General features: G+C 73.7%; 17 protein-coding genes. 11 read left to right on the top strand and 6 right to left on the bottom strand.

Annotation, left to right across the window (positions count from 1 at the left end):
- Positions 1 to 72: 72 nt before the first annotated feature.
- The 9 genes from ACZ4E1_RS35210 to ACZ4E1_RS35170 all read left to right on the top strand — a co-directional run bounded on the left by ACZ4E1_RS35210 (position 73) and on the right by ACZ4E1_RS35170 (position 8,729).
- Positions 73 to 267 (top strand): acyl-CoA carboxylase subunit epsilon, encoded by a 195-nt coding sequence (locus ACZ4E1_RS35210; protein WP_467547217.1) that lies wholly within the window; start codon positions 73 to 75, stop codon positions 265 to 267.
- Positions 268 to 333: 66 nt separating this feature from the next.
- Positions 334 to 1,878, top strand: a complete 1,545-nt coding sequence (locus ACZ4E1_RS35205; protein WP_467547215.1) for an acyl-CoA carboxylase subunit beta — start codon at positions 334 to 336, stop codon at positions 1,876 to 1,878.
- A 214-nt stretch (positions 1,879 to 2,092) separates the two neighbouring features.
- A complete protein-coding gene (locus tag ACZ4E1_RS35200) occupies positions 2,093 to 2,800 on the top strand; it encodes an acyl carrier protein (protein ID WP_467547213.1) in 708 nt (235 codons plus the stop codon).
- A gap of 11 nt (positions 2,801 to 2,811) precedes the next feature.
- Positions 2,812 to 4,503, top strand: a complete 1,692-nt coding sequence (locus tag ACZ4E1_RS35195; RefSeq protein ID WP_467547211.1) for a beta-ketoacyl synthase N-terminal-like domain-containing protein — start codon at positions 2,812 to 2,814, stop codon at positions 4,501 to 4,503.
- On the top strand, positions 4,500 to 5,342 hold the full coding sequence (locus ACZ4E1_RS35190) for a 4'-phosphopantetheinyl transferase family protein (protein ID WP_467547209.1): 843 nt from the start codon (positions 4,500 to 4,502) through the stop codon (positions 5,340 to 5,342). The genes ACZ4E1_RS35195 and ACZ4E1_RS35190 overlap by 4 nt, the downstream gene beginning before the upstream one ends.
- 131 nt (positions 5,343 to 5,473) lie before the next feature.
- On the top strand, positions 5,474 to 6,298 hold the full coding sequence (locus tag ACZ4E1_RS35185; RefSeq protein ID WP_467547207.1) for an AfsR/SARP family transcriptional regulator: 825 nt from the start codon (positions 5,474 to 5,476) through the stop codon (positions 6,296 to 6,298).
- A gap of 411 nt (positions 6,299 to 6,709) precedes the next feature.
- Positions 6,710 to 7,975, top strand: coding sequence for a helix-turn-helix domain-containing protein (locus ACZ4E1_RS35180; protein ID WP_467547205.1), 1,266 nt, complete (start codon positions 6,710 to 6,712; stop codon positions 7,973 to 7,975).
- Between the two features lie 14 nt (positions 7,976 to 7,989).
- Positions 7,990 to 8,229 (top strand): hypothetical protein, encoded by a 240-nt coding sequence (locus ACZ4E1_RS35175; protein ID WP_467547203.1) that lies wholly within the window; start codon positions 7,990 to 7,992, stop codon positions 8,227 to 8,229.
- A gap of 11 nt (positions 8,230 to 8,240) precedes the next feature.
- Entirely contained in the window at positions 8,241 to 8,729 is a 489-nt protein-coding gene (locus ACZ4E1_RS35170; RefSeq protein ID WP_467547201.1) for a hypothetical protein, read from the top strand.
- 73 nt (positions 8,730 to 8,802) lie between these two features.
- Here the strand turns inward: ACZ4E1_RS35170 and ACZ4E1_RS35165 are convergent, their stop codons facing one another.
- From ACZ4E1_RS35165 to ACZ4E1_RS35140, 6 genes are all read right to left on the bottom strand, one after another.
- Positions 8,803 to 10,113 (bottom strand): MFS transporter, encoded by a 1,311-nt coding sequence (locus ACZ4E1_RS35165; RefSeq protein WP_467547199.1) that lies wholly within the window; start codon positions 10,111 to 10,113, stop codon positions 8,803 to 8,805.
- Positions 10,114 to 10,130: 17 nt separating this feature from the next.
- Positions 10,131 to 12,005 carry a hypothetical protein gene (locus ACZ4E1_RS35160; protein ID WP_467547197.1) on the bottom strand — a complete coding sequence of 625 codons (1,875 nt, stop codon included), beginning with the start codon at positions 12,003 to 12,005 and terminating at the stop codon, positions 10,131 to 10,133.
- Positions 12,002 to 13,294 (bottom strand): ATP-grasp domain-containing protein, encoded by a 1,293-nt coding sequence (locus ACZ4E1_RS35155; RefSeq protein ID WP_467547195.1) that lies wholly within the window; start codon positions 13,292 to 13,294, stop codon positions 12,002 to 12,004. Before ACZ4E1_RS35155 ends, ACZ4E1_RS35160 begins: the two co-directional genes overlap by 4 nt.
- Positions 13,295 to 13,346: 52 nt before the next feature.
- On the bottom strand, positions 13,347 to 14,366 hold the full coding sequence (gene gntD, locus ACZ4E1_RS35150; RefSeq protein WP_467547193.1) for a guanitoxin biosynthesis L-enduracididine beta-hydroxylase GntD: 1,020 nt from the start codon (positions 14,364 to 14,366) through the stop codon (positions 13,347 to 13,349).
- Positions 14,367 to 14,410: 44 nt separating this feature from the next.
- Positions 14,411 to 19,690, bottom strand: coding sequence for an amino acid adenylation domain-containing protein (locus ACZ4E1_RS35145; RefSeq protein WP_467547192.1), 5,280 nt, complete (start codon positions 19,688 to 19,690; stop codon positions 14,411 to 14,413).
- Positions 19,691 to 19,932: 242 nt separating this feature from the next.
- On the bottom strand, positions 19,933 to 20,376 hold the full coding sequence (locus ACZ4E1_RS35140; protein WP_467547191.1) for a hypothetical protein: 444 nt from the start codon (positions 20,374 to 20,376) through the stop codon (positions 19,933 to 19,935).
- Positions 20,377 to 20,794: 418 nt separating this feature from the next.
- Between ACZ4E1_RS35140 and ACZ4E1_RS35135 the strand changes: the two genes are divergently transcribed.
- Both ACZ4E1_RS35135 and ACZ4E1_RS35130 read left to right on the top strand, forming a co-directional pair.
- Complete coding sequence (locus tag ACZ4E1_RS35135; RefSeq protein WP_467547189.1) at positions 20,795 to 21,976, top strand: aminotransferase class V-fold PLP-dependent enzyme; 1,182 nt, start codon at positions 20,795 to 20,797, stop codon at positions 21,974 to 21,976.
- Positions 21,977 to 22,132: 156 nt separating this feature from the next.
- Positions 22,133 to 22,362: methylmalonyl-CoA mutase family protein (locus ACZ4E1_RS35130; RefSeq protein ID WP_467547187.1), on the top strand; the 230-nt coding region annotated here is incomplete at its 3' end.

The following is a 22,362-nucleotide window of genomic DNA, read 5'->3' as shown; positions in this document are numbered from 1 at the left end:
GCTCGAGCGTGACGAGAGCGTTCGTCCAGCGCGCTGCCCGACGATGCCGGTGACGCTGGAGGAGGCGGTCCCATGAGCGAAGTCGACCAGGGCGAGCCGGACCTGCGGATCGAGCGTGGCCGGGCCGACCCCGAGGAACTGGCGGCGCTCATGGCCGTCCTGGTCGCCCTGCGCGGTGGTGAGCCGGCCGAGCGCGAGCACGAGCGGGGGCCCGCGCGGCAGTGGAGGAGGCCCGATGACTACAAGGCGCCCTACGGCTGGCGTTGACGGAACACCCCGTCGCGCGGAGAGCGACCCGACGCCATGGCACTGACCAGGGAACCGACTCCGGGCATGCGGGGGCGTGTGGCGGAGCTGCACGCGATCCGTGAGCAGGCTCTGGCCGGGCCGAGCGAGAAGGCGACCGAGGCGCAGCATGCCAAGGGCAAGCTGACGGCGCGGGAGCGGATCGCGCTGCTGCTGGACGAGGGTTCGTTCAACGAGGTCGAGCAGCTGCGCCGGCACCGGGCGGTCGGCTTCGGTCTGGAGGCGAAGAAGCCGTTCACGGACGGTGTGATCACCGGCTGGGGCACGGTCGAGGGCCGCACGGTGTTCGTGTACGCGCACGACTTTCGGATCTTCGGCGGCGCGCTGGGCGAGGCCCACGCGACGAAGATCCACAAGATCATGGACATGGCCATCGCGGCCGGTGCCCCGCTGGTCTCCCTGAACGACGGCGCGGGCGCCCGTATCCAGGAGGGCGTCTCCGCGCTCGCCGGGTACGGCGGCATCTTCCAGCGCAACACCCGCGCCTCGGGCGTCATCCCGCAGATCTCGGTGATGCTCGGCCCGTGCGCCGGCGGCGCCGCGTACTCGCCCGCGCTGACGGACTTCGTGTTCATGGTCCGTGAGACCTCGCAGATGTTCATCACGGGCCCGGACGTGGTCAAGGCCGTGACCGGCGAGGAGATCACGCAGAACGGTCTGGGCGGCGCGGACGTGCACGCCGAGACCTCGGGCGTCTCCCACTTCGTCTACGACGACGAGGAGATCTGTATCGCGGAGGTGCGCTACCTCCTGTCGATGCTCCCGCAGAACAACCGGGAAGCACCGCCCCGGACGGCCACGGGTGATCCGGCCGGACGGCGTACCGAGGCACTGCTGGACCTGGTGCCGGCCGACGGCAGCCGCCCGTACGACATGACCGAGGTCATCGAGGAACTCGTCGACGACGGCGACTTCTTCGAGGTCCACGAGCGCTGGGCCCACAACGTCATCTGCGCCCTCGCCCGTCTCGACGGTCAGGTCGTGGGCATCGTCGCCAACCAGCCCCAGACCCTCGCGGGTGTGCTCGACATCCAGGCCAGCGAAAAGGCCGCCCGCTTCGTCCAGACCTGCGACGCCTTCAACATCCCCATCGTGACGCTTCTCGACGTCCCCGGCTTCCTCCCGGGCGTCGACCAGGAGCACGGCGGGATCATCCGGCACGGAGCGAAACTGCTCTACGCGTACTGCAACGCCACCGTGCCCCGCGTGTCCATCGTGCTCAGGAAGGCGTACGGAGGCGCCTACATCGTCATGGACTCCCAGTCCATCGGCGCGGACCTCACCTACGCGTGGCCCACGAACGAGATCGCGGTGATGGGCGCGGAGGGCGCGGCCAACGTGGTCTTCCGCCGGCAGATCGCGGACGCCGAGGACCCCGAGGCCATGCGGGCCCGCATGGTCAAGGAGTACAAGTCCGAGCTCATGCACCCGTACTACGCGGCCGAGCGCGGACTGGTCGACGACGTCATCGACCCCGCCGAGACCCGCGAGGTCCTCATCACGTCCCTGGCGATGCTCCGCACCAAGCACGCCGACCTGCCCGACAGGAAACACGGCAACCCGCCGCAGTGAGCACCCGGGCCGGTGCGCGGGACCGGCCCCCTCCGCTCGGGCTCCAGGAAGGCTCCAGGATCCGTATGGGGCGTGCGGGTTACCTGGAACGGTCATGACCGTGCGCCCGGGACCACCGTCCGGGCGGCGCGGTGTGTCCGGAGTCGGGAGCGGTGCCAGCTCGTCCGCACGTGTCCGTGCCCCGGAGATCGACACCGACCAGGAGGCGTCCACCATGACCAGCGAGCCGCGGACCGCGCGGCACGAGGCACTCGCCGGTTCCGAAGCCGACGCCCTGACCGGGGTGACGCGGGAACTCGCCGCCGTGCTGCGTGTCGATCCCGACCGGATCGCACCGGACCAGCGCTTCCAGGTCCTGGGCCTGGACTCCATTCGCACCGCCGAACTCGTGGCGGCCGTCAACGCCCGCTTCGGCACCGGGATCGCGGCCGCGGCCCTCTACGACCACCCGACACCGGCCGCCCTCGCCCGGCACGTCCGCGCCGAGAGCGCCGTCGCCCCGCTCACCGCCCTCCCGCCCGCCGCGGCCGGCTCCGGGACAGAGGTACGCGAGGCACTGCGCGGACAACTGGCGGGCATCCTGCGCTGCGACCCCGCGCGGATCGACCCGGACGCGCCCTTCCACCTGCTCGGCCTGGACTCCATCCTCACCGCCGAGTTCGTGGCCGCCATCAACGACGCCTACGGCCTGACCGAGCGCCCCGTAACGGTCTACGACCATCCGCACCTCACGGCGATGGCGGAACACATCGCCTCGGCCGCGGGCACTCCCCGGCCCCCGATGCCCCCCGCCCCGCGCACCGTCGCACCGGCACGGCCCGTGATGACCGCGGACGAGGTGAACGCCCTGCTCGACGCCGTGCGCGCCGACATGCTCACCGTCGACGAGGCCGCGGCACTGCTCGCCTCCCGCCCCGCCTGACGAGGACACGCATGGACACCAGGGAGATCCTGACCCGGTTCAAGAGCGGATCCCTGCCCCGGGACCAGGTGGTGAGCATGCTGACCCTGGACCTGCCGACCGCCACCACGCCCGAGGCACCCGTACCCGTGCCCCTGCCCGTACCGGCCGCCGTGACCGAACCGGTGGACCGTACGGAACGCGGGCCCGCCGCCGGCCTGTACGCGATCACGGCCGTGCACGGTCGCTTCCCGCGATCCGACGGACTCGAGGCGTTCTGGCGCACCGCGATGGGCGGGGCCGGAGCGGCGGAGCGCTGCCTGCGACTGGAGGGCGCCGAGGCGTTCGACCCCGACTTCTTCGGCCTGGCCCGAGGCACCGCGGCCGGACTCTCCCCGCAGGAAAGGCTGCTCGTCGAGACCGTCTGGCAGACGCTGGAAGGCGCCGGGTACGCGGGCGCCCGGCTCGACGCCCTCGCCACCCCCGACGGCGAGCCGCGTGCCGTCGGCGTCTACGTCGCCCACGGCGCCGCCGACGGGAAGGCCTGCCGAGGCGCCCTGTCCGGACGGCTGTCCACGCTGCTCGACCTGCGGGGACCGAGCCAGTGCCTCGACAGCGGAGCGACCTCCTTCCTCGGCGCACTGCATCTGGCCCTCGCCGCGCTGCGCGCCGGCGATTGCGCCGCCGCCCTCGTCGCCGCCGTCGAGGTGCGCCGCCGCCCCGGCTGGTGCGAACCCGACGTGTCGGACGGTGTGGGCGCCGTCCTGATCAGGCCGCTCGACCCGGCCAGGGCCGCCGGTGACACCGTCCACGCGGTGATCCGCGCCAGTGCCGTCGCCCACGCCGGACGGTCGGCGGCTGCGGACGCCGACGCCCGACTCGCCCGGCGCGCCCAGGCGGCGGCGGGCCTCGACGCGGCCACCGTCCCCCTGTGCGAGACGGCGCTCACGGCCGGCGCCGCGGGAGCGGCCACCGGACTCGCGGCCCTCGTCCGGGCCGTGCTCCAGCTGAACCACGGCACCCTCCTGCCCGTGACCGCCGGCGCGGACGCCGCCCCCTGGCCCCGGCCGCGCGAGCGCGATGGCAGCGAACTGCCGCGCCGCGCCGCCGTGACGGTCCGCGACGAGCACGGCGCCGCCGCCCATCTGATCCTGGAGGAGGACAGCGCGCACCCGGCCGCACCGCTCCCGCTCCGCGCGGACGACCCGCACGCGCCCGAACTCATCCTGATCTCGGCGCCCACCCCCCGGCACCTGAGCGCCACCGCACGCCTCCTCGCCGACCGGCTGACCCACGACGAGAACGCCGCGCCGTCGCTCCCGCTGGCCGCGCTCGCCCATGAACTGCGGGTCGGCCGCGCCACCATGGACTGCCGGCTGGCCGTGACCGTGCACGACACCGGAGAACTGCGCGACGTGCTCCGGGAGTTCGCCGACGCGGAAGGACGCGACGGCCAGGAGAGCGGGCGCGTCGCGACGGTCGACCTGCGCGACCGCCGGGGGCAGACCCTTCTCACCGAGGAACTCGACGAGACGAGGCAGTACCTGAGAGCCCTGTGGCGGGGCCGCCACCTGGCGGCGCTCACCCGGCTGTGGCTCGCCGGAATCGACGTGACCTGCGGCGACGCCCCCGGAACGCATGCCCCGGTGGCTCTGCCCGGCACGGCGATGCTCCGCCGTCCGGTGGGTACCGGCCCCGCGGCGAGTGGTGACCCTGCCCCATGACCGCGACCACGGCCGAAGTCCCGTACGCCCCCGGGCCCGCCCCCTTCGCGCAGGACACCGCACCGGTGAAGGTGTGGCTGTGCCCGAACGACGACCTCGCACCCGAGCTGGCGAGCGTGCTGACCCGGCACTGGCTCGACGACCAGGAACAGGAGACCGCGCGGCGGTTCCTCTTCGACCGCGACCGCAGGCAGTACCTCGTCGCCCACGCCCTGGTGCGCCGGGCCCTGGCCCTGGAGGCCGGTCTCGGCGAGGCCGAACTCGTCATCTGGCGCTCCCAGCGCGGACGCCCCTTCCTCCAGCCGATGCCCGGAGGGCTGCCCCGCGGCGGCACGCACCTGGACTTCAACCTGTCGCACGCGAGCGGCTACAACCTGCTCGGCGTCGTCCGCAGGCACCGCATCGGCGTGGACGTCGAACTCCTCGACCGTGACGCGCAGGCCCTCAGGACCATCACGACGACCTTCGCGCCCGAGGAGCAGGAGTGGATCGCGCAGGCCGCACCGGGGCGGACCCGCGACCGGCGGGTGCTGCGGCTGTGGACCCTCAAGGAGGCCTACTCCAAGGCGCGCGGGCTCGGACTCGGGCTTCCCTTCGACGAGTTCGTGTTCACCCTGGCCGACGACCGGGGTGTCACCGGCTTCCGTCCGCCGGCCGACGACCCCTTCACCCGCTGGCGCTTCGTGGAGCTGGAACCGGTGCCCGACGTCCTCGCCGCCGTGGCCGTCCCGGCCGACGAGCACCCGCCGCCCCAGCTCCAGCTCTACAGCGGCTTCCCCTGGGGGAGGGACACTCCGCAGCTCATCACCCTGCCCGATCCGGTCGGAGCCGCGTCCTGACGGACGACGACTTGAGGGCGGCTAGAGGGAAAACGCGCGGGACGGCCGTCCCGGCTAGCGTGCTCCAGGGGCATTCTTCCGGTCGTCGGGCCGGGGTGCGGACCAGGAACTCGACGAGGGTGGAGGACGCCGTGCAGATCAAGATTCTGGGTCCGCTGAGTGCCGAGTTCGACGGGAACTCGATCGTTCCCACGGCCGGCAAGCCCCGTCAGGTGCTGTCTCTCCTGGCGCTGTACCCGGGACGCGTGATGCCGGTGCCCACCCTCATGGAGGAACTGTGGGACACCGAGCTGCCGGCCAGCGCCCTGACCACCCTGCAGACCTACATCCTGCAACTGCGCCGCAGGCTCGGCACGGCCATGGGGACGGGCAGCCCGGCGGGCGCCCGGGACGTCCTGGCCACCCGGCACGGCGGATACCTGCTCCAGATCGACGAGGACTGCGTCGACGTGTTCGCGTACGAGAAGCTCGTGCGCGAGGGGCAGACCGCGTTCTCCCGCGGTGACGACGAGGTGTCCGCGGACCGGTTCCGCGCCGCTCTCGACCTGTGGACCGGGGCGCCGCTGGTGGACGTGAAGGCGGGGCCGGTGCTCGACATCGAGATCAGACGCCTGCGGGAGAGCCGCCTGGTCACCGTGGAGCGCCGGATCGACGCCGACCTGCGGCTCGGACGCCATGCGCAGCTGCTGGCCGAACTCGCGGACCTGACGGTACGTCACCCGCATCACGAGGGGCTGCACTCGCAGGCCATGCTGGCGCTGTACCGGTCGGGCCGGCAGGCGGCCGCGCTCGCCACGTACCGCAGGCTCCAGGCGGGCCTGGTCGAGGAACTGGGCGTCGAGCCCTCGCCGCAACTGCAGCGCATGCACCAGGCGATGCTGTCGGTCGACCCCCAGCTGGAGGTGCTGGCGGGGCCGCGCAACACCTCTACCTTCGATCTGTTCGCGGCGGCCTGAGCCGTACGCGCCGTACCGGCCAGCCCACGTCCTCGTCCTCCAGCCCGAGGAGCCGTACGAGGCGGATCGGGCCCCGTGACCTGCGGCAGTGCACGAGCGCAGCACGGCTGGCAGGAACCGAGTGCTTCATGGGCGACTCCCGGAGAGGCTCGGCGGCACGCCGGCGCCGACGACTTGACGCTGGAGATCCTCCCCGGAATCACTGGACATGCGCTGGAGGCTTGCTGGAGACGTGCGAGAGGAGCACGCGAGAGACGCACGAGACGTGAGACAGAGCCGGTGCACGGTCCTGGCAAAAGATTGCCCGGCTGTTGCCAGCGGTTCTAGGCTCGACTCGGCTCGTCGGCCCGTACCCGTTCGTGGCCGTCCTCGCCCGCTCCTGTCCGCGCGTTCATCCGAGGGAAGCGTCCTATGCTCCGACAGCCCGGGTTCGGCCAGCGCCTGAAGAAGATGCGTCTCGCACAGGGCCTCTCCCAGACCGCCCTCGCCGGTGACGGCATGTCCACCGGGTACCTCTCCCGCCTGGAGTCGGGCGCCCGCCAGCCCACCGAGCGGGCCGTCGCCCACCTCGCCGCCCGACTCGGGGTGGAGCCCGCCGACTTCGAGGAACCCGCGGGCGGCTCCCTCGCCCACGCGCTCAGCCTCGCCGTCTCCACCGGCGCCGGCGACGCCATCGACACGCTGCGGGACGCCCTCGCGGCGGAGGGGCACGAGTCTCCCGTGCTGCGCTGGCAGGCGCTGTGGCAACTGGCCGAGCAGCGCCGCCTGGAGATCGACCACGTGGGGGAGCGGGAGTACCTGGAGGAACTGGTCCGGCTCGGCGACGACGTGGGCCTGGCCGAACTGCGCGTGCGGGGCCTGACCCGGCTCGCGCGCTGTCAGCGCGCGCTCGGCGAGATCGCCGCCGCCCTGGACACCGCCGTGGCGGCCCATCACCTGGCGCGGGACAACGACCTCAGGGTCGAGGACCGGGCCGCGGTCCTGATGGCGCTGACCTCCGTGGAGACCGAGGCCGGCCGGCTGCCGGACGCCCGCGCGCACGCCGACGAACTCGCCGCCCTCGTCGAAGGCCGCTCGGACACCCTGTGGGCCGAGTCCATGTGGAGCGCGGCGGCCATCCGCACCCGCCAGGGCGACTACCTGGGCGCGCAGCTCTGGCTGGAGAAGGCGCTCGACGGACTGCCCAGCAGCGAGAACCTGGTCCTGTGGGTCCGCCTCCGGCTCGCCGCGGGCCGCCTGTACCTGCAGAAGACCCCGCCCGACCCCGACGCGGCCGAACGCGTCGCCGCCGAGGCGGGCCAGGCCCTCGCCCTGGTCGGCACCGACGGCCTGCGCCAGCAACTGGCCTCGCTCAAGGCCGACATCGCGTTCCTCGCCGGACGCTACGACGACGCCCGTGCGGTGCTCGACGACCTCGCCGGCCAGCAACTGCTGATGACCCACCGGGACCAGGTCCGGCTCGACATCCTCCGCCAGCAGCTGCGCGTCCTGAACGGTGACCCCGGCGGCGTGGACGGACTGCGGACGCTCGCCGAACAGGCGCACGCCGACGCCAACATCGACCTCGCCGCGGACATCTGGCGCATCCTCGCCAAAGCGCTCACCGAACTCCAGCAGGACTCGACCCCGTCTGCATCCGTGGCCGCCACGCTCGGTGCCAAAACACCGACCACGTAGACGGAGACACGCGCATGAAGAACTCGCGCACGACAGCGGGCATCGCGGCGGCCGCCGCCCTTGCGGCCGGCCTCGTCCTCACGGGCACCGGCACGGCCGCCGCCGAGCAGCAGACGACCGAGCGCATCACGTCGCAGGCGCAGCTCCAGGAGAGCCTGCGCCAGGCCGTCGCCCTGGAGCGGGAGAACGGGTCGGCGCCGCTGGCGGCCCAGTCCAAGGGCATGGCGATCGGCGAGTCCGTTCTTCCCTGCTGAAGGAGACCGCGATGACCGCCACCGACCAGGCAACCGACGGCACGGCCCGTGACGGCGCCGCGTGGTGCCCGAGCGGCTCCGCCCACGCACCGGAGTCCCTGGTGCTGGGCGTCCGTTCCGGGGCGGACGGGCAGGTGACCTACCTGGCCGATCCCGTCCCGGCGTCCGCCGCGCTCGCGATGGTCCCCGAGGACATCGAACCCCGCAGGGTCCTGCGGTTCGCCTCGCACTGCGTCTCCGCGTGCGTCAACCGGCGCGGAGACGACTGCACGCTCATCGAGCGGGTCGTGGCGGCCTACCCCGAGGAGAGCACCGGCGGCGTCCCGCGGTGCCATCTGCGGTCGGACTGCAAGTGGTGGGGGCAGGCCGGGGTCGCGGCCTGCCGCCGGTGCCCCGCCGTCGCCACCCGCCACCACGCCGACGACGAACTGTCCACGCTGGTTGCCGACCCGGCCACCAGCCTCGGCGACATCGACGCCCACTTCGCCCGCACCTCCTGAGGCCGCGCGGGGCACGACCGGGCGTCACGCCTCACCCCTGACCCGTCCCGTGCCGCACCCGGCGCGGGACGGGTCAGCGCGTGGCGGCCACCGCCGGCTGCTCGACCACCACCGTCTGCGGCGCGGGCGCGTCGGGCCGGCCCGTCGTCAGGGCGCGCACCTGCCGGCTGCACAGCGCCGCTGCGGTCACCAGCACGATCAGCGCGGCCCCCGCGAGCAGCGTGGCGCGCACCCCGAAGTGCCCGGCGACCGGCCCCGCGGCCATCTCGCCCAGGGGCAGCGCCACGAACGAACCGAGCGCGTCGTAGGAGTACACGCGGGCCAGCCGGTCCTCCGGGATGTTCTCCTGGAGCGACACGTCCCAGGCCACGCCGAACTGCTCCAGGGCGGCGCCGTTCGCGAACATCGCGACGCTCAGCAGCAGCGCGCCCGGCGCCTCGGCGAGCACCACCAGGGGCAGCGACTCCACCGCCACCAGCGCCACCCCGATGAGCAGCGCGTGCCGGGCCCGGGACCGCGCGGCGAGCAGACCGCCGGCGACCGCCCCCGCCATCTGCGCGGCCAGCACCGCGCCCCACGCACCGCGCCCGAACGTGTCGTCGGCGACCATCGGCCCCAGCACCTGCACACCGCCCGCGATCACCGCGTTGACCACCATGAACTGCGCGACGACGATCCACACCCAGCGGCGTGCGGTGAACTCCTTCCAGCCCTCCCGCAGTTCCCGCAGCGGGCGGGCCCGCTCGGCCGGAGCGGTACGCACCTCCCGCGGAAGCCGTACGCCGAAGAAGCACACGGCGGCACCGACGAACGCCACGGCGTTGCCGAGCAGCCCCCACCCGGGGCCGAACACCGCGGCGACGACACCCGCGAGCGAGGATCCGGCGATCGCACCGAGGTTGGTGCCCATCCGCATCACGGCGTTCGCCGGACGGATCAGATCGCCCGGCACGGTCTGCGGGGTGAGCGCCGCCGAGGCCGGCAGGGACAGGGCCGCGAGCGCGCCGTTGAGGACGCTGAGCAGCACGAGCAGCGGAATGGACGTGGCGTCCAGGAGCACGGTCACGGCGATGGCGGCCTGGACCGCCGACGCGCCGAGCGCCGAACCCTGCAGGACCAGGGTGCGCCGCACGCGGTCCGCCACGACGCCGCCGAGGAGCAGCAGCGCGACGTTGGCCAGGGAGCGCGCCCCCACCACGATGCCCAGGTCGGTGGCCCGGCCTGTGGCGTCCAGGACCGCGAAGGCCAGGGCGACCGGGGCCATCGCGTTGGCGAAGTACACCAGCAGGCGTCCCGCCGCCAGCTGCCGGAACGGCCGGTGCCTCAAGGGCGCCCAGGACCGCCCGCCGTCCGGGGCGTCCGCCGCGCTGTCCGTGTCGTTCATGGTGTCGTGCGCTCCGTTCAGGCCGCCGCGGACGAGGCGTCCGCAGCCGTGGGGGTGTCCGTGTTCGTGTCCGGTGCGGGGCGCACAGTGAAGTGCACCCGCGCCACCGTGATGCCGAGGTCCTGCACCGCGTACGGGCAGAAGTAGTACGCCTGCGGGGTCGCGCCCGCTGCCACCTGGAGCGTGAACGGGGCGTGCACCCGCTCGCCCGGCGCCGTGGCCTCCACGCGCCGCAGCACGGGGCCGACCTTCGCGTCCAGGTAGACCGGCAGCACGATGCCGAGATTGACGGTGCCGGCCCGCCGCGCGACCGCCTCGACGACCACGTCGAGGGTGCCGCCCGCGGCGACGTCCTCCGGCGCCTTCACCCGCAGATCGACCGCGTCGGCCAGGGAGTTGGCCACATCGCCGCAGCGGGCGCACACCACCTGCACGGTGTCGGTGACGGCCGGCACCCTGCCCTGCCGCCGGTAGGCCCGCAGGCCGCGCCCGCACGCGCACGGCGTGTCCAGGTCGTACGGCGCGAGGGCGACGCTGCGCTCGCCGAAGTAGGTCGGGAACTGCAGCAGCGGGTCGTCGTGGTGCTTGGCGAGGCGGTGGGCCAGGGCCAGGTCGAGGGACTTGGTCTCCTGGGCGAGCGCCGTCGCGGAGGCGTTCGCCTCGGGCGCCGAGAGGGCCACGGTGCGCACCACGTCGTGCAGCAGGGTGTCCGCCAGCGACCGCAGCCGGGGCCGCAGCGGATGGTCCGCGTCGAGCAGTCCGCTGTCGAGGAACCCTGTCAGCCGGCCGCCGAGCGTGTGCAGGTCGAGGGCGTTCTCCTCCGACTGCTCCGCCTCCGGCGCGGGGGCGTCCGCCCCGGACGACTCCAGGCCCACCTGGGCGAACGACGGGTAGGGGTTGATGTCGCGCAGCGCCTCGTTCACGGTCGACGCCAGATTGCCGGACCGGTCCGCGCCGGCCAGCCAGGCCAGATTCTCCGGACGCTGCCCGTCGCACGCGGTGAGCGTGGCGAGCACCGTCTGCGCCGGACCGTCCAGGGCGTTCAGCAGGATCAGGTACTTGGGGTCGTACATCGCGTGCCCGGCCAGGGCGCCGCTGAAGCAGTTGGCGAGCACCAGCTCGGCGGCACGGATGCCGCGCGCCGGGATCAGCTTGTCCATGGGCTTGGTGCAGCCCAGGCCGTAGGCGCACTTGGGGCCGGCGGCGCCGGGAGCGGCCGCGACCGGGCTTGCCCCGCACAGCGTGAACTGGCCCAGATTCAGCTGGTCGTCCTTGCCGTTGCCGTGGAACAGCACCCGCCGCCACACGCGGCCCAGCGCCAGCTCCTTGACGTCCAGCCGGCGCACGTCCGGCGCGCCGCACCACACGTCCGCGCCCGGCACCGGATCGGCGGCGTCCAGCTCGGACACCACACCGACCTCCGCGCCCGCCGTCACCTGCGCGAACTGCTTGGCCACCACCCAGCTCAGGCTCTGCGCGTCGCGCCCGGTCAGCAGGAACAGCGCCCGCCCTGCGGCATGAGCGGCGTCGATCAGGTGCTGCACGTCGTCGCCGCGCAGCCGTGCGTACGTGCCCATCAGCAGCACCGAGCCCTCGGCGGGCAGTTCGGCCGGGTCCTCGACCCAGTGACGGGCCAGCGGCCGGGCGAGCTCCAGCAGCGCGCCGGGCAGCGTGTCGTCCAGCAGCACGGCGGTGTCCGCCGGGCGGGGGGTGCGGCGGCCCGCGTACACCTGCTCGGCCAGGGAGATCCCGTCGAGCAGGTCCGCGCGCCCGCCGGTCCACACCGGCAGCGGGCCGTCCGGCGTGCCCACCGCCCGTGCGTAGGCGTCGAGTTCGTCGTACGCGGCGAAGACCGGGGCCTGCGGGTTCGCCGTCCGCGTGCCGGCGCTCATGACCCGGCCTGCCCGGTCGTCGCGTCGGGGCCGTCGACCTTCAGCTCGAAGTGGCGCAGCACCGCGTGCATCCGCTCCTCCACCTCGTCGGCGGTGGCGCCCTCGACGTGGACGTAGCCGGTGGAGGCGTGCGAGGCGCGCGGCGGGTCGAGGACGTCACCGACGGCGGCGGTCAGATGGGCGCCGATGACGCCCGGCAGGCGCAGCAGCTCCTCCTCGGAGCTGAGGTGCACGACCCGGCCCGGCCGCGTGGGCAGCAGCAGGTCGCCCACGGCACGGTCGCTGGCGTAGCGCGGCAGCGGCACCCGGTCCAGGTAGGTGTCGAGGACGACGTGGAGGAAGTCGAACCCGTAGGCCAGGCCGTGGTTCATCGGAACCTCGCAGCCGCTGAGGCGGGCCGCGACCTCGCTCATCACGAACCGGCCGTCCTCGGTGAGGAAGAACTCGCCGTGCAGATAGCCGTGCGGGATCTGCAGCCCGTCGGTGAGCTGCTGCGCCAGCTCCCGCGCGTCCACGGGGATCTCCTCGCTCGGCGCGTACGTGATGTTGGCATTGATCTTGCCGTCGAGGACCTCCAGGATCGGCACCGGGTTCTTCGACAGGTACGCGTCCAGGACCACACCGCGCGCGATCACCGCACAGAGCTGGAACTCGCGCCCCTTGATGTACTCCTCCGCCATCCACTCCAGGTCCGGGTCGAGCGCGGGGACGTCGGCGAGGCCGGCGGCGGTGTCGATGCGGTAGGTGCCGATGCACGAGTCGGCGTCGACCGGCTTGAGGATGACCGGCCAGCCGTGCGCGTCACCGAACGCGATCACGTCCTCCTTGGCGGTGACCCGGCGGTACGCGGCGTGCGGGATGCCCAGCTCGGCGTACCGGTCCTTCATGGTCGCCTTGTCGCGCACCCAGCCGACCTGCTCCTGGCTCAGGTGCGGCAGACCGACCAGCTCCGCGAACCGCTGGGCGTCCGCCTGGAGCGCCTCGTTGGGGTTGCAGAAGAAGCCGGGCACCGGCAGGCCGGGCGTGCCCTTCATCCAGCGCAGGTAGCGGGCCGCCTCGTCCTGGAGCGGCGCGGACGTGTCCAGCGTGAACGTCGGCACCTGGGCGGTGCGCTCGACGTAGTCCTCGGTCAGCGGGACGGAGTCGAAGCGCAGGAGGACGACGTCCACGTCGTCCCGGTCCAGGACGTGGTCGGTGAAGGTGGCGCGGCGGCTCTCGACCAGCAGGACGGTGGGGCGGGCGGTCGTGGTGGCACCGGTGGCGACGGGCTCGGCGGTGATGACGCTCATGGGAGGTACTCCAAGTCTGGTGTGAGGCGGGTCCGGTGGGCCGGGGCGGGGTTCAGCCGATGACGCGGGTCGAGCCGTCGAGGCGGCCGGGGCGGGTGCGGCGCAGGTCGCGCACGAGGTTGACCCGCTTGAGCCAGCGGTCGCCGCCGTCGAACCCGGCGCGGAAGGCGCGCCGGCCGTGCACCACGTTGCGGTTGTCGACGAAGCAGACGGCGCCGGTCGGCACGACGACGTCGGTGAGGTTGCCGTCGAGGTGGGCGACGAGGGCGGCCAGCGCCTCGGCGGCCTCGGCGTCGCCGTCCTGCGCGCGGAAGAAGTCCCGGTCGATGCGGAGCACCGGCTGGTCGGTGGCCCCTTCCAGGACCGGCACCGGCTCCGGCACGAAGGCGCCCTCGGCGAACTCGTGGGCGGAGTCGGGCAGGGCGATGAAGCGGGGCTCGGCGAGCACCCGGCGCAGCCCCTCCGGCAGTCGGCGCACGTCGACGTGCGCGACGGTCGTGGGGACCGAGGCAGTGTTGCGCAGGGCGAACAGGCCCACCCAGTCGGCCCGGTACGGCGAGAACGCGTCCTCGGTGTGCCAGGCCAGCTCCAGCGCGCTGGACGCGGAGATCAGGCTGTTCTCGTACCCCTTGCTCGGCAGGATGTCGGTGACCAGGCGGCCCGCCTGCTGGGTGGACCAGCCGGTGATGTCGCCCAGGAGGGCGGAGTAGAGCACCAGCAGGCAGCCGTACACCTGGCTCGCCTCCGTGTCCGCCTCGCTCCAGTGGCCCGGGGTGGAGCCGAGTGCCGCCTGGTCGACGACGTTGCCGCGGATGATCGTGGCGTGCGTGGTCTCGTCGCGCCGGGCCGCGTTCAGATGGCGGCGCACCGCCACCGGCAGATCGTGGGCGAGCACCGGTGCCTCGTCGAGGAAGCGGGCGTCGTCGGACGCCTTGTACGTCGCCAGGCACTCCGCCGCCAGAGCGTGGGCCGCGCGGGCTTCCCGCGGGGTCAGGTCGAGCACGTGGTGGCGGGCGTCGGTGCCGGCGTCGGCCGGGGTCGTGGGTGCGGGAGCCAGGGTGGGGGCGGTCACGGTGTCCTCCGGGACGGATCGGTGCGGATGGTGGACGGCGGCGGTCACAGGGAGTCGCTGGGTGCGGTGTCGAGGTGGTCGAGGCACAGCTCGTACAGGTCCTCGGCGTGGGTCTCGTGCCAGCCCTCGGGGGCCGGGACCGAGGCGGGCCACAGGGAGTTGTGGCCGGCGGCGTCGGTCAGGACGACGAAGGTGGCGAACTCGTCCGCGAACGGGTCGTCGTCGGCCGGGTGGTCGAGCACCCTCAGGTCGCCCCCGGCGTCCAGGGACGCGGCGCGGTTGGTGCGCCACATCCGGGCGGTGGTCCCGGCCGGGGCGAACGGGTCGGGCAGGAACCGCTCCCCGGTCGGCGCGGGCGCCCCGGCGTAGCCCTGGGCCACACCCGCGCCCGCGATGTACAGCGCGCCTTCCTCGCCGGGACCGACGGGACGCAGGTCGGCGTCGAGGACGTAGGCGCGGTAGCCGGCGGCGGGCCGGGCGGGGCCGGAACCGGACTGCTCCACGACCAGGCGGCCTTCCGCCCAGCCGCCGCTGACCGCGAGCGCGGAACCCTCGGCGCGGGCCAGGGCGAGCAGCGCGCACAGGGTCTCGTCGGCGCCGCCGAGGATCGTGCGGACGTCCCGGCGGCGCAGCCAGCCGAGCACCTCGTGCGGGACGGCCCGGGTGAGGGAGGCGTCCGGCACGTGCAGGCGGGAGCCCGCGGCCAGCGCTCCGAGCAGACCGAGCGCGGCGTCCCCGTCCGGGTAGCCGTGCACCAGCCAAGCGGTGTCGTCGGCGCCGCTCAGTGTCGCCGCGGCGATCGGGCCGGTGCCGACGAGAACCGTGCCGTCGTCGCTCGGCATCAGCAGGACCGCGTCGTCCGCGGTGAGCGGGCGGGTCCGGTCCGCGTCGGTGATCGGCCAGTACCCGCCGGCCGGCGCCGGCGCGGACTCGTCGCGTACGAGGCGGGCCGCACCGGGGACGGCGGGCAGCAGCAGGTCGGCGTTCTCGTCGAGCAGCAGCACCACCGGCCGCAGGCTGCCGGACAGTTCGGGGGCCGGTCGGTGCGGGTCGGCCGGCAGCAGGGCCGCGCCCGTCTTGGCGACGGCCAGCGCGGCCACCGCGAAGGCGGTCGGGGAGGACAGCGCGGTCAGCACCGACGTGCCCGGGCCCGCCCGGTGGTCGATGAGCGCGTGCGCCAGCAGGTCGGCGCGGGAGTCCAGTTCGCCGTAGGTCAGTCCGGGCAGGGCGATCGCCTCGGGGTCGCGGGCCACCTGGGCGGCGAAGAGCGACGCCACGTCGCCGTCGGGCAGGGCGGCGTCGGTGCCCGCCCAGGTGCCGGGCTCGTCGGCGGAGCCGGACAGCCGCAGCCGGCCGATCGCCAGCTCCGGGTTGTCGAGGGCGGCCTCCAGCAGGGCGGTGAACTGCTCGGCGAGCGAGGCGGCCGTCGCGCTGTCGACGGCGCCGAGGCGGTGGGCCGCGGTGAGCCGGATGCCCGCGCAGCCGCCCGTGGCGGTCTGCCGTTCCGTCAGCGTGAGGCCGAGGTCGGCCTGGGGGACCGGCGGTTCGCCGAGCTCGGGCTCGACGGTGAGACCGGCCGCCTCGAAGCGGCCGTCCGCCTCCTGGAGGACCGTGAGGGCGACACCGCCGGGCAGCGCCAGCGGGCTCGCGGCGTCGCGGTAGGCCGCCAGATCCGCCTCCCGCACCCGGCGCAGCAGGGCCGCGAACCCCGGGTCGCCCGAGGCGTCCACCGACAGGGCCAGGGTGCGCCCGTAGGGGCCGACGGCGGCGCGCAGTGCCGCCCCGTCGCGGGCCGGTACGGGGGCGGCGACGGTGACGCCGGAGTCGGCGCCGAGCCGGGTCAGCAGGGCGGTGAGCGCGGTGTGCGCCACCATGAACACGGTCGCGCCGTGCTCGGCGGCGAACTCCGTCAGCCGCGTGTGCAGGTGCTCGTCGAGCTCGGCCGTCACCGTGCCGTGGGCGGACTCGTCCGACGGCGTGGCACCCGGCAGTGCGGTGGGCGCGAGGTCGCCGTGCTGCGCGCGGGGCGTGGCGTCGAGGGCGGCGGGGGAGCGGTGCGGGGCGTCGCCGGTGGCACGGGCGCCGTAGGCCCGGGCCAGTTCGGCCGCCAGCGGCAGGTGCGACCACGGGTCGACCGAGGCGCTGGGCAGGGTCAGTTCGAGCAGGTGGTCGTCGGCGGCCAGGGCCCGCAGCCGGGTGCCGGCCGAACCGAGGCGGGAGTGGCGCAGCACGGGGTGGCGGTTGCCGAGGTCGGCGAGGGCCTGGTCCAGGGCGCGCTCGTGCAGGGCGCCGCGCAGCCGCAGCGGGAGCAGCGTGCTCGTGTCCTGCGCGCCGACGGGTCCGGCGGCGGCCGGTCCGTCGCCGAGCAGTGCGGCGAACGCGGCCGGGGTCGGCGCGTCGTACAGGGCGCGGCTGCCCGGGTCCGCGCCCAGCTTCGCGCGGGCCTTGGACAGCAGCCGGGCGGCGGCCAGCGAGTGCCCGCCGATGAGGAAGAAGTCGGAGTCGGCGTGCACGCGGGACCGCGGCATCCCCAGGACCTCGGCGAACAGGTCGCGGACGATCTCCTGGAGCGGGGTGCCCGGCTGGGTGCCCGCCTGCTCGGAGGCGAACGAGGGAGCGGGCAGCGCCTTGCGGTCGACCTTGCCGTTCGCGTTCAGCGGCAGTGCCTCGTGCAGCAGGAGAGCGGACGGGATCATGTAGTCCGGCAGGCGCTCCTGCAGGTAGCCGTGCAGCGCGACCTCCAGGTCGACGGTGCGGTCGAAGGCGTTGGGCGTGTTCGCACCGGCGTCGATGTCGATGACCGGGGCCGCGTGCACGCCGGTGAGCGGCCCGGCCGGCACCTGGTCCGGGTCGACGAAGACGATGTCGAGCAGTTCGGCGCTCTGCCCCGACCAGGTCGGCAGCGCCAGGTAGCCGAGGCGTTCGCCGGCGGCGCACAGCTCCTCGGGGTCCGGGGCCGGTCCGGCGGCGAGCGGCGCGGCTGCCTCCAGCTCGCCGAGCGCGGTGAACTCCTCGTGCACCCGGAGGTTGGGCACCGCGGACAGCCGCAGCGCGGCCGGGCGGCCGGCGCCGAGCCGGGCGCCGGCCTCGGCGGCGGAGGAGACGTCCTGTCCCCAGCGCAGCACCGGCGCGTCCGCGAGGTCGGCGGTCGGCTCGGCGGTCCACAGGACCGCCTCGTAGCGGTAGCGGGTCAGTTCGTTGTGGTGGACGCCCCGCTTGGCACGGACGTCGACGGCACGCACAGCGGGCAGTTCGCGGGCCAGCGCGTCGAACAGGGAGGGGGAGAGGAGGAGTTCCGTCTCCAGCTGCACGCGCTGCTCGATGTTGCGCAGGATCGTCTCGCGGGGGTGGTCGTCTGCGCCGGGCGAGGCCAGCTCGATGCCGGTCTGGAAGCAGCGGGCGAGGTCCAGGTTGCGCAGGTCGCCCAGGAGGAGCGCGCCGCCCGGAGCCAGCAGGGGCAGCGCCCGCTCGATCACCGTCCGCAGGTAGGCGAGGCTCGGGAAGTACTGGATCACCGAGTTGATGACGATCGCGTCGAAGCGGCCGGTGGGCAGCCCCGTGGTGTCCTCGGCGCTCTGGCAGCGCAGCCGCACCTTTTGCGCGAGGTCGGGGTCGGCGCCGGTCTGGGCGGTGAGCGCGGCGATGACGCGGTCGGAGAAGTCGGTGCCCCAGTACTCCTCGCACTCCGGGTCGCGGGCCAGTTCGCCCATCAGCAGGCCGGTCCCGACGCCGATCTCCAGGACCCGGCGCCGGGGCAGTTCACGGATCCGCTCCAGCGTGGCGCCCTGCCACTCGCGCATCTGGTCGAGCGGGATCGGCAGGGCGTCGTAACTGCTGTTCCAGCCCGCGAAGTCGGTGCCGAGCGCGACCGATCCCGCGTCGTCGTACAGGGCCTCGTAGATCTCCTTCCACTCGGTGACCTGCGCGTCGGGCTCCGCCGCGGACGCCGTCGGCGCCGCGGGCACCAGGTGGCCGACGAGGCGCTTGTCGCCGTCAGGTGTCTCGTGCAGCGACACCGCGGCGGCGGACACGCCCGGGTGAGAGGCGAGGTGGGACTCGATCTCACCGAGCTCGATCCGGAAGCCGCGCAGTTTGATCTGGTCGTCGACGCGTCCCACGAACTCCAGCGCGCCGTCCTCCCGCAGCAGCACGAGGTCGCCGGTGCGGTAGAGCAGGCCGTCGCCGCCGGTGAAGCGGTCCTCGACGAAGCGCTGCGCCGTCAGGTCGGGGCGGTCCAGGTATCCGGTGGCCAGGCCGGGGCCGCCGAGCAGGAGTTCACCGGTACCGCCGGCCGGCACCTGGTGGCCGTCGCGGTCCACGACGGCGGACGTGGTGGCGCCGATGGGCCGCCCGATCGGGATGGTCCGCGCGCCCTCGGCGGGCTCGGTGACCTCGTGCCAGGTGGCGAACGTCGTGGTCTCGGTCGGCCCGTACACGTGCAGCAGCCGCTGGGGGGCGCCCGCCGCGAACACCTCGCGCACCCGGCGCGGGTCGCAGGCCTCGCCGCCGAACAGCACCGCGCGCAGCGGGGCGAACGCGGCCGGCCGCTCCCGGGCGATCAGGTTGAACAGGGCGGTCGTCAGGAAGATCACGGAGATGCCGTGCGCCCGGGCGGCCTCCTCGAAGCGGCCAGGGTCCACGACGGTCTCCTTGGACAGACCCACCAGTCGGGCGCCGGCGGCGAGCGTCGTCCAGATCTCGAAGGTGACGGCGTCGAAGGCCGGGTTGGCGGCCTGGGCGACGACATCGTCCGCGTCCAGCCGCAGGTAGTCGTGGGAGCGTACGAAGTCGAGCACGGCCCGGTGCGGGACGACGACGCCCTTGGGCGTGCCGGTGGTCCCGGAGGTGTAGCAGACGTAGCAGGCGTCGTCCGGCCCCGCCGCCGGCGCGGGCAGCGTGTCCGGGAGCGCGGCGATCGTGGCGGCCTCGGCGTCCAGGTCGACGAGCTCCGCGTCGAGCCCCGCGTACTCCTGCGGGTCGGCGCTCTGCGTCAGGACGGCGCGGGCCGAGCTGTCGCTCACGATGAGCCGGCGGCGCTCGGCGGGGTTGGCCGGGTCGACGGGCACGTAGGCGGCGCCGGTCCGCACGACGGCGAGGAACGCGACCACCATGGCCGGGCCCGGCCGCAGCGCGGTGACCACGCGGTCGCCGGGGCGTACGCCGCGGGCGGTCAGGTGGGCGGCGAGACGGTTGGCGGTCTCGCTCAACTCGCGGTAGGTGAGCGAGACTTCGCCGCCACCGTCGCCCGGGTAGGTGACCGCGGTCGCGGCGGGCTGGTCGCGGACGTGCTGCTCGACGAGATCGGAGACCGACAGGACCGACATCACTTTGCTCCTAACGACGCGTCTTCCGGGTTGGCAACTTCTTGCCAGAAGCTTGGCAACCCCCCTTCGAGGGCTCGTCTCGAAGCGCTTGAGCGCTGGTGGAGTCGCAGGTGGGAGCGGGCGCGACCGGGGTGCGGGAGCCGCGCGCCGTGGCAGAACCCCGGAAAAGCCGAAACCCCCGCTGCGGCACAGGGCCGGCGGGGGCTTCTCGGTGACGAGGCTCGTCCAGAACTGACGGGGCCTCAGACAGCGGCGATGGTGGCGGGGGCGATGGGGTGGCCGATGTCGTCGGTGGTGGAGGCCGGGGCGATGGGGTGGCCGATGTCGTCGGTGGTGGAGGCCGGGGCGATGGGGTGGCCGATGTCGTCGGTGGTGGAGGCCGGGGCCACGGGGTGGCCGATGTCGTCGGTGGTGGAAGCCGGAGCGACGGGGTGGCCGATGTCGTCCGTGGTGGAAGCCGGAGCGACGGGGTGGCCGATGTCGTCCGTGGTCGAGGCCGGGGCGACCGGGTAGCCGATGTCGTCGGTGGAAGCCGGGGCGACCGGGTGGCCGATGTCGTCCGCGAGGCTCACCGAGGTGTTCGTGCGGACCAGGGTGTCCGCGGTGGCGGCGGCGACTCCGACGCCGGCGAACGCGGTGGCGGCGAGGGCAGCGGCGGTGGTGGCGATGCGGGCGATGCGGTTCATGGCTGACTCCTCTGTGACAACTTCTCCGGTGCCGTTTGGCAACCTGTTGCCAAGAAGATTGGCAACCTGACCTCGTGAATTCCTCGCGAATGGGTGGACATTCGGTCAAGAAAGACACCAGAACCCCTCCGGGAAGAGGCGAGAGCCATCTGAGGAGCATGCACAAAGCCCACTTGGCCTGCGGAAACACCCCAACTCCGAGGGTTCGGAGCCGATTTGGCAAATCTGGGCAACCGCTGGAGAAAAAACCGAGGCCGATCCGAGGCCCACGCTTCCGGGCGCTCCGAATGTACCGATTCCGGCGCTTTCACTAGAGCGCCGCCGGAGCGCATGTTGCCAACTCCCCGAACCTGTTGGCAAGGTATTGCCAACTCATCAGGCAAGAGATTGCCACATGGAACGGGGGGAGGCCCCGGACATGAACACGACGTCCCACGGCGATGTGAGAGTTCATCTGGACCCGGCCGGCTCGGGCCCGATGCCCGCCGCCGCCCGCGCGGCCCTCATCGAGTGGACACGGCACGAGGACCGTCACGGTCCGCACGAACTGGAGGAGTACCTCGGCGACGGCGTGCGCGACGAACTCGACGCACGACTGGCCGCACTGCTGCACGCACCGGCCGGCGACATCGTCCTGTCCACCGGCGCGGCCGACACGTTCGCCGCCCTGGTGACGCGCCTGCCGCTCGGCCCGGGCGACCGCATCTGGACGACGCCGTACGAAGGCGTCGCCAACCTCACCACGCTGTTCGCCCTGCGCGACCGCACCCGTTGCGGACTGGACGTCGTGCCGCTGCGCCCCGACGGCGATCTGGACCTGGACTGGATGGCCGAGCACATCGGGAACGACGTCGCGCTGGTCTCGGTGACCCACGTCCCGTCCGGCTGCGGCATCGTCAACCCGGTCGAGGAGATCGGCGGCATCCTCGCCCCGTACCGCGGCCTGTACGCCGTCGACTCCTCGTACGCCGTGGGCCAGCTCCCCGTCGACGTCTCCCGTATCGCGTGCGACCTGCTGACCGCCGACGGCTGGCGCTTCCTGCGCGGGCCGCAGTCCATCGGGTTCGCCTACACCGCACGGAGGTTGTGGCAGGCGCTGGCCCCGCACGGTGCCGTCGCCGCGTCACCCCACGGCGCGGCCGTCGTCGCCCTGAACGCCGCACTGGCCGAACGCCGGGCGAGCGTCCTCGACCCGAGCCTGGCCACCGGGCTGCGTGCCGAGGTCGAGAAGGCGTCGGGCACCGAGCTGCTCGTCCCCGGCCGGATCCAGTCCAACATCCTGACCTTCCGGCACGACCGGCTGCCCGCCGCGCAGGTCCGGCGGCAACTGGCGGCCCGAGGCATCGTCGTACGCAAGACCGTCGGCCAGGAGAACCCGCTCCTTCTGCCCGGCCGCGACCTCACCACCGCCCTGCGCGCCTCCGTGTACGAGGACCACTCGGCACAGGACATCGCCCTGTTCGGCGAGGCGCTGCGCGACGTCCTGGCGCAGGAACGGACGCCTACGGAGGTCAGGACCCGTCCGCGGGCGGTCGCCCCACGGCGTGCGGTACGTCATCTGCGGCCGGTGCCCGGCACGCTCCTCGAGTCGCCGGCATGACGCCCGCCACCCGGCCGGTCAGGGCTGTGCGCGCCCGCACGCCCTGACCGCCCCGGGCTGATCGTCTCCCGCTCCGGCGGCGCCATAGCGGAGTGCCCGAAGCTTGCCGCACCACGTGTCTGCGCGACCAGGCCGGGCTTCCGGGAGGCGGAACTGATGGAACGCGAGAGAAAGACCGAGTCCGGACTGCCCATCGAGCCGATGTACGGCCCGTCGGATCTGGAGAACTGGGATCCGGGCGTGGAGCTGGGGGAGCCCGGCGCGTACCCGTTCACGCGTGGTGTGTACCCCTCGATGTACACGGGGCGGCCGTGGACGATGCGCCAGTACGCGGGGTTCGGTACCGCCAGCGAGTCCAACGCCCGTTACAAGCAGCTGATCGCGAA

The sequence above is a fragment of the Streptomyces sp. NPDC025806 genome (assembly GCF_055558275.1).
This window is presented reverse-complemented; position numbering and strand designations above follow the sequence as displayed.